The following is a 5,988-nucleotide window of genomic DNA, read 5'->3' on the forward strand; positions in this document are numbered from 1 at the left end:
GGACGGCGGCCTGGCCCTCACCGGCGACAAGGCGCTGCTGTTTCACCCCAATGATGAAGCGTTCCTGATGTACGCGCGCCGCGGCCGCAGCCTGGTGGCGCTGTACGATCCGATCGGACCGACCCAGCAGCGGGCCGAGATGATCTGGCAGTTCCGCGACCTTTGCGACATCCACCATGCTCGCCCGGTGTTCTATCAGGTACGTGCCGAAAACCTGCCGTACTACATGGACATCGGCCTGACCGCGATCAAGCTGGGCGAAGAAGCGCGGGTGAATCTCAAGCGTTTCGACCTCGAGGCCAAGGGCAAGGAGATGAAGGACCTGCGGTACACCTGGAACCGTGGCACCCGCGATGGCCTGTCGCTGGAAATTCATGAGCCGGGCCAGGCGCCGATGGATGAGCTGAAGGTGATTTCCGATGCCTGGCTGACCGGCAAGAATGTACGGGAAAAAGGGTTTTCCCTGGGCCGCTTCAGCGACGACTACCTCAAGCATTTCCGCATCGCGGTGATTCGTTTCGAGGGCAAGCCGGTTGCGTTCGCCAACCTCTTGGAAACCCACAGCCATGAACTGGCCAGCCTCGACCTGATGCGCGCCCACCCCGACGCCCCGAAACTGACCATGGAGTTCATGATGGTCGGCCTGATCCAACATTATAAAAACCATGACTACGCACGCTTCAGCCTCGGCATGGTCCCACTCTCGGGCCTGCAACCGCGTCGTGGCGCACCGCTGACCCAACGCCTGGGTTCGATGGTGTTTCGCCGTGGCGAGCAGCTCTACAATTTCCAGGGGCTGCGCCGTTTCAAAGACAAATTCCAGCCTGACTGGGAACCTCGTTACATGGCCGTGCCTGCCGGACTCGATCCGTTGGTCGCGCTGGCCGATACCGCCGCCCTGATTGCAGGCGGCCTGACCGGATTGGTGAAACGCTGATGACGCAACGCTTTTGGCGATACCTGGTAGCCAGCCTGCTGGCGCTGGCGGTGATTCTTGGTGGCGGCTACTGGTACTGGAACCGCCCCGCCCCGCAACCGACCCTGGAACAACTGGAGCCCGCCGACGGCGTGCCGATGACCCGGGTCATTCCTGGCACCAAGCCGCGTGCCCAGGTGCTGGTGGCGGTCAATGACGACCAGAAGCTCAGCGACACCCAACTGACGACCCTCAGCCGCAGCGGTTCGGCGGAGATCGTCCAGGTGATCCTGCCCAAGGACTGCATGTTGCAGGGCCGCGCCTTGCAGGCGGGCCTGAGACAGCTTCAGGGCCCGGCCACGCTGGTCAGCGGCATCGGCCCTGGTGCCGTGCTGGCCTGGCGCTGGCTGGCCGAACAGAAGGACGACAAGGCCCAGGCCGTTTCGGTGGACCTGGCCCTGGAAAAACCCGGCTGCACGCACCTGTTGCCGAAAAGCGCCGCCCACGGTCGCTGGCTGGTGGCCTGGAACGACAACCCCGACGACACCAGCGCCGGTTTCGTGCGCGACCAGCACAACGCCGAAACCAGCATCAGCGACTACGACATCAACCTCCCGCAGGTGCTGAACAATGAGTTGCGCAAGATTCTGGTCGGTACCGAAAAAGGCAAGGGTGGCTTGAGCATCCCGGTGGTGGAAGTGCCTGCCAGCCAAACGCGCGATACCGTGACGCTGTTCCTTTCCGGTGACGGTGGCTGGCGCGACCTGGACCGCGACGTGGCCGATGAAATGGCCAAGATCGGCTACCCGGTGGTCGGCATCGACACCCTGCGCTACTACTGGCAGCACAAGAGCCCCGAACAGAGCGCGGCCGACCTGACCGAACTGATGCAGCACTACCGGCAGATCTGGGGCACCAAGCGCTTCATCCTGACCGGCTACTCGTTCGGCGCCGATGTCCTGCCGGCGATCTACAATCGCCTGCCAGCCACCGAACAGCAGCGGGTCGATGCGATCATCCTGCTCGCCTTCGCCCGCACCGGCAGCTTCGAGATCGAGGTGGAAGGATGGCTCGGCAACGCCGGCACCGAAGCCGCCACCGGACCGGAAATGGCCAAGCTGCCCGCCGAGAAAGTGGTATGCATCTATGGCGGTGAAGAAGCCGACGAAAGTGGGTGCACCGACAAGACCGCCGTGGGTGAGGCGATCAAATTGCCGGGCGGTCACCACTTCGATGAGAACTACCCGGCCCTGGCCAAGCGGTTGATCGATGAGATCAACAAGCGGCAGAGCAAGCCTGCCGAGCAGTAAGCAGGTACAAGCCTGAAAAAGCCCCGGCAGCCTTACGGTTGCCGGGGCTTTTTTTGTTGGCCGCTTGGCACCCCCTGTGGGAGCGAGCCTGCTCGCGAAAGCGTCGGATCAGCGGGCCCCTGATGCTGGATGTGCCATCGTCTTCGCGAGCAGGCTCGCTCCCACAAGGGATCCGCCTTGTCATAGGCGTGTTACAGGCCTACATCTCGACCTGCGTCCCCAACTCGATCACCCGGTTCAACGGCAGGTTGAAGAACCTTAGATTACCGTTGGCATTCTTCAACATGAAGGCGAACAGCGACTCGCGCCAACGCGCCATGCCTTCGAGCTTGGAGGCGATGACGGTCTCGCGGCTGAGGAAGTACGTCGTGCGCATCGGACTGAAATCCAGGTCATCCAAGTGGCAGAGCTTGAGCGCCTGGGGCACGTCCGGTTCGTCGGTGAAGCCGAAGTGCAGGATCACCCGGAAGAATCCATCGCCGTAGGCATCGACCTCGAAACGCCGCTGCGGCGGCACGCGTGGGATGTCTTCGTACACCACCGTCAGCAACACCACTTGTTCATGCAGCACTTGGTTGTGCAGCAGATTGTGCAGCAGTGCGTGAGGCACGGCGTCCGAACGCGCGGTCAGGAACACCGCCGTACCCTGCACCCGATGGGGCGGTTGCACGCGAATGCTGCTGATGAAGATCGGCAACGGCAATGCGCCTTCGTCGAGACGGTCCACCAACAACTGCTTGCCGCGCTTCCAGGTGGTCATCAGCACGAACAGGGCAATGCCGGCAATGACCGGAAAGGCGCCACCCTGGATGATTTTCGGCACGTTGGCAGCGAAATACAGCCCGTCCACCACCAGGAAACCAACCAGAACCGGGACCGCCAGCAACGGCGGCCACTTCCACAACAGCAGTATCACGGCCGAAACCAGGATCGTGGTCATCAGCATCGTACCGGTCACCGCCACGCCATAGGCCGAAGCCAGCGCACCGGAGGACTCGAAGCCGAGTACCAGCAACACCACGCCGACCATCAGCGACCAGTTCACCGCGCCGATGTAGATCTGGCCCTGCTCGGCGCTGGAGGTGTGCTGGATGTACATGCGCGGGATGTAACCGAGCTGGATCGCCTGGCGAGTCAGCGAGAACGCGCCGGAGATCACTGCCTGGGAGGCAATCACCGTGGCCAATGTCGACAGGCCCACCAGCGGCAGCAATGCCCAACTCGGCGCCAGCAGATAGAACGGGTTGCGCGCCGCTTCGGGATCGCCGAGCAGCAAGGCGCCCTGGCCGAAATAGTTGAGCATCAAGCCCGGCAACACCAGGAGGAACCAGGCGCGGGCGATCGGCTTGCGACCAAAGTGCCCCATGTCGGCGTAGAGCGCTTCGGCGCCCGTCAACGCCAAGACCACTGCACCGAGGATCGACACGCCCATGCCCGGATGCACCACGAAGAACCGCACGGCCCACGCTGGGTTGACCGCCTGCAACACTTCCGGATGCTGGCTGATGCCATACACACCCAGGGCACCCAGCACCAGGAACCAGGTCACCATGATCGGGCCGAACAGGATGCCGATCCGCGCTGTACCGTGGCGCTGGATCAGGAACAAGGCCACCAGCACCACCAGCGACAGCGGCACCACCCAGTGATCGATGCCATCGAACGCCAGGCCGAGCCCTTCAATCGCCGAAAGCACCGAGATCGCCGGCGTGATCATGCTGTCGCCATAGAACAGCGCCGCGCCGATCAAGCCGCAGATCACCAGCAACATGCGCAGCCGCGCCCTTCCCGCTGCCGCCCGCCGCGCCAGGGCGGTGAGCGCCATGATGCCGCCCTCGCCCTGGTTGTCGGCGCGCAGGACAAACATCATGTACTTGAGCGAAACGACCCAGAGCAACGACCAGAAAATCAGTGAGAGAATCCCCAGCACCCCATCGTGGTTGACCGGTACGCCATAACCACCGGAAAAAACTTCCTTCAGGGTGTACAGCGGGCTCGTGCCAATGTCGCCATAAACCACCCCGACCGCCGCGACCAGCATGCTCAGCGGTTTCGCTGCCGAATGCTCGGCGCCCGCCGCCTGACTACTTGCATGACCCATCCAACACTCCCGATTTCCAGACCGGTCTTCTTTAGAGAAGCCGTACGCTTTGAGGCGCAGCATGCGCTGTTTTACGCTTTGTTACAGACGTTTTATTGACTGTAGCAATAGCCAGAAGGCAAAGGCGCGAAGCATAGCGCAGCACTCGTCGCATTTCCCGGTATAAAGCTGGTCAAGCGCGTCGACCACGGATAGAATTGCGCACTTTTTGATCAGAGGCGCGTCAGGCGTCCTGTCTCGGCAAGAGACGATCCCCCTACACCGAGGTTAGACATGTCCACCACTACCGCGCCAGCCAACCCGAAGGTTGGCTTCGTATCCCTGGGTTGCCCGAAGGCTCTGGTCGACTCCGAGCGCATCCTGACCCAACTGCGCATGGAAGGTTATGACGTCGTCTCCACCTACCAGGACGCCGACGTGGTGGTGGTCAACACCTGTGGCTTCATCGACTCGGCCAAGGCCGAATCCCTTGAAGTGATCGGCGAGGCCATCAAGGAAAACGGCAAGGTCATCGTGACCGGCTGCATGGGCGTGGAAGAAGGCAACATCCGCGACGTGCACCCGAGCGTGTTGTCGGTGACCGGGCCGCAGCAGTACGAACAAGTGGTCAACGCCGTGCACGAAGTCGTGCCGCCGCGCCAGGACCACAACCCGCTGATCGACCTGGTGCCGCCGCAAGGCATCAAGCTGACCCCGCGCCACTATGCCTATCTGAAGATTTCCGAAGGCTGCAACCACAGCTGCAGCTTCTGCATCATCCCGTCGATGCGCGGCAAGCTGGTGAGCCGTCCGGTGGGCGATGTGCTCGACGAGGCACAGCGCCTGGTCAAGGCCGGCGTCAAGGAGCTGCTGGTGATTTCCCAGGACACCAGCGCCTACGGCGTCGACGTGAAATACCGCACCGGCTTCTGGAACGGCGCACCGGTGAAAACCCGCATGACCGAGCTGTGCGAAGCCCTCAGCTCACTTGGCGTCTGGGTCCGCTTGCATTACGTCTACCCGTACCCGCACGTCGATGAGCTGATCCCGCTGATGGCCGCCGGCAAGATCCTGCCGTACCTGGACATCCCGTTCCAGCACGCCAGCCCGAAGGTGCTCAAGGCCATGAAACGCCCAGCCTTCGAAGACAAGACCCTGGCGCGCATCAAGAACTGGCGCGAAATCTGCCCGGACCTGATCATCCGCTCGACCTTCATCGTCGGCTTCCCGGGCGAGACCGAAGAAGATTTCCAATACCTGCTGGACTGGCTGACCGAAGCCCAGCTCGACCGCGTCGGCTGCTTCCAGTACTCGCCCGTCGAAGGCGCACCGGCCAACGACCTGAACCTGGACGTGGTGCCGGATGACGTCAAGCAGGACCGTTGGGAGCGCTTCATGGCGCACCAGCAGGCCATCAGCTCGGCGCGCCTGCAGATGCGCATCGGCCGCGAAATCGAAGTGCTGGTGGACGAAGTCGACGAACAAGGCGCGGTGGGTCGCTGCTTCTTCGACGCCCCGGAAATCGACGGCAACGTGTTCATCGACAACGGCAGCAACCTCAAGCCGGGCGACAAGGTCTGGTGCAAGGTCACCGACGCCGATGAGTATGATTTGTGGGCTGAGCAGATCGGCTGATCCGCACAAAGCGGGACCGCTGTTGTGGCGAGGGAGCTTGCTCCCGC

Annotated in this window: 4 protein-coding genes; 3 read left to right on the forward strand and 1 reads right to left on the reverse strand. The window is 62.6% G+C overall.

The annotated features are described in order from the left end of the window. Together OC610_RS19560 and OC610_RS19565 are read left to right on the forward strand one after the other, a co-directional pair. The coding region (locus OC610_RS19560; RefSeq protein WP_264429996.1) for a phosphatidylglycerol lysyltransferase domain-containing protein at positions 1-937 on the forward strand (937 nt) is incomplete at its 5' end. Beyond that, on the forward strand, positions 937-2,226 hold the full coding sequence (locus tag OC610_RS19565) for a virulence factor family protein (RefSeq protein ID WP_264429998.1): 1,290 nt from the start codon (positions 937-939) through the stop codon (positions 2,224-2,226). The genes OC610_RS19560 and OC610_RS19565, both read left to right, overlap by 1 nt. A gap of 199 nt (positions 2,227-2,425) precedes the next feature. Here OC610_RS19565 and OC610_RS19570 read toward each other — a convergent pair whose 3' ends face one another. Beyond that, a complete protein-coding gene (locus OC610_RS19570) occupies positions 2,426-4,267 on the reverse strand; it encodes a potassium transporter Kup (protein WP_408636616.1) in 1,842 nt (613 codons plus the stop codon). A gap of 333 nt (positions 4,268-4,600) precedes the next feature. On the opposite strand from OC610_RS19570, the gene rimO reads away from it, so the two are divergent. Beyond that, positions 4,601-5,941 carry a 30S ribosomal protein S12 methylthiotransferase RimO gene (gene rimO, locus OC610_RS19575; protein ID WP_264430001.1) on the forward strand — a complete coding sequence of 447 codons (1,341 nt, stop codon included), beginning with the start codon at positions 4,601-4,603 and terminating at the stop codon, positions 5,939-5,941. The last annotated feature ends 47 nt before the right edge of the window (positions 5,942-5,988 follow it).

This window comes from Pseudomonas agronomica (genome assembly GCF_025917275.1).
Classification (GTDB): Bacteria; Pseudomonadota; Gammaproteobacteria; order Pseudomonadales; family Pseudomonadaceae; genus Aquipseudomonas; species Aquipseudomonas agronomica.

Coding starts and splice junctions, on each gene's coding strand:
- OC610_RS19565 (WP_264429998.1), top strand. CDS start 937: ATGACGCAACGCTTTTGGCGATACCTGGTAGCCAGCCTGCTGGCGCTG.
- rimO (WP_264430001.1), top strand. CDS start 4,601: ATGTCCACCACTACCGCGCCAGCCAACCCGAAGGTTGGCTTCGTATCC.
- OC610_RS19570 (WP_408636616.1), bottom strand. CDS start 4,267: ATGCTGGTCGCGGCGGTCGGGGTGGTTTATGGCGACATTGGCACGAGC.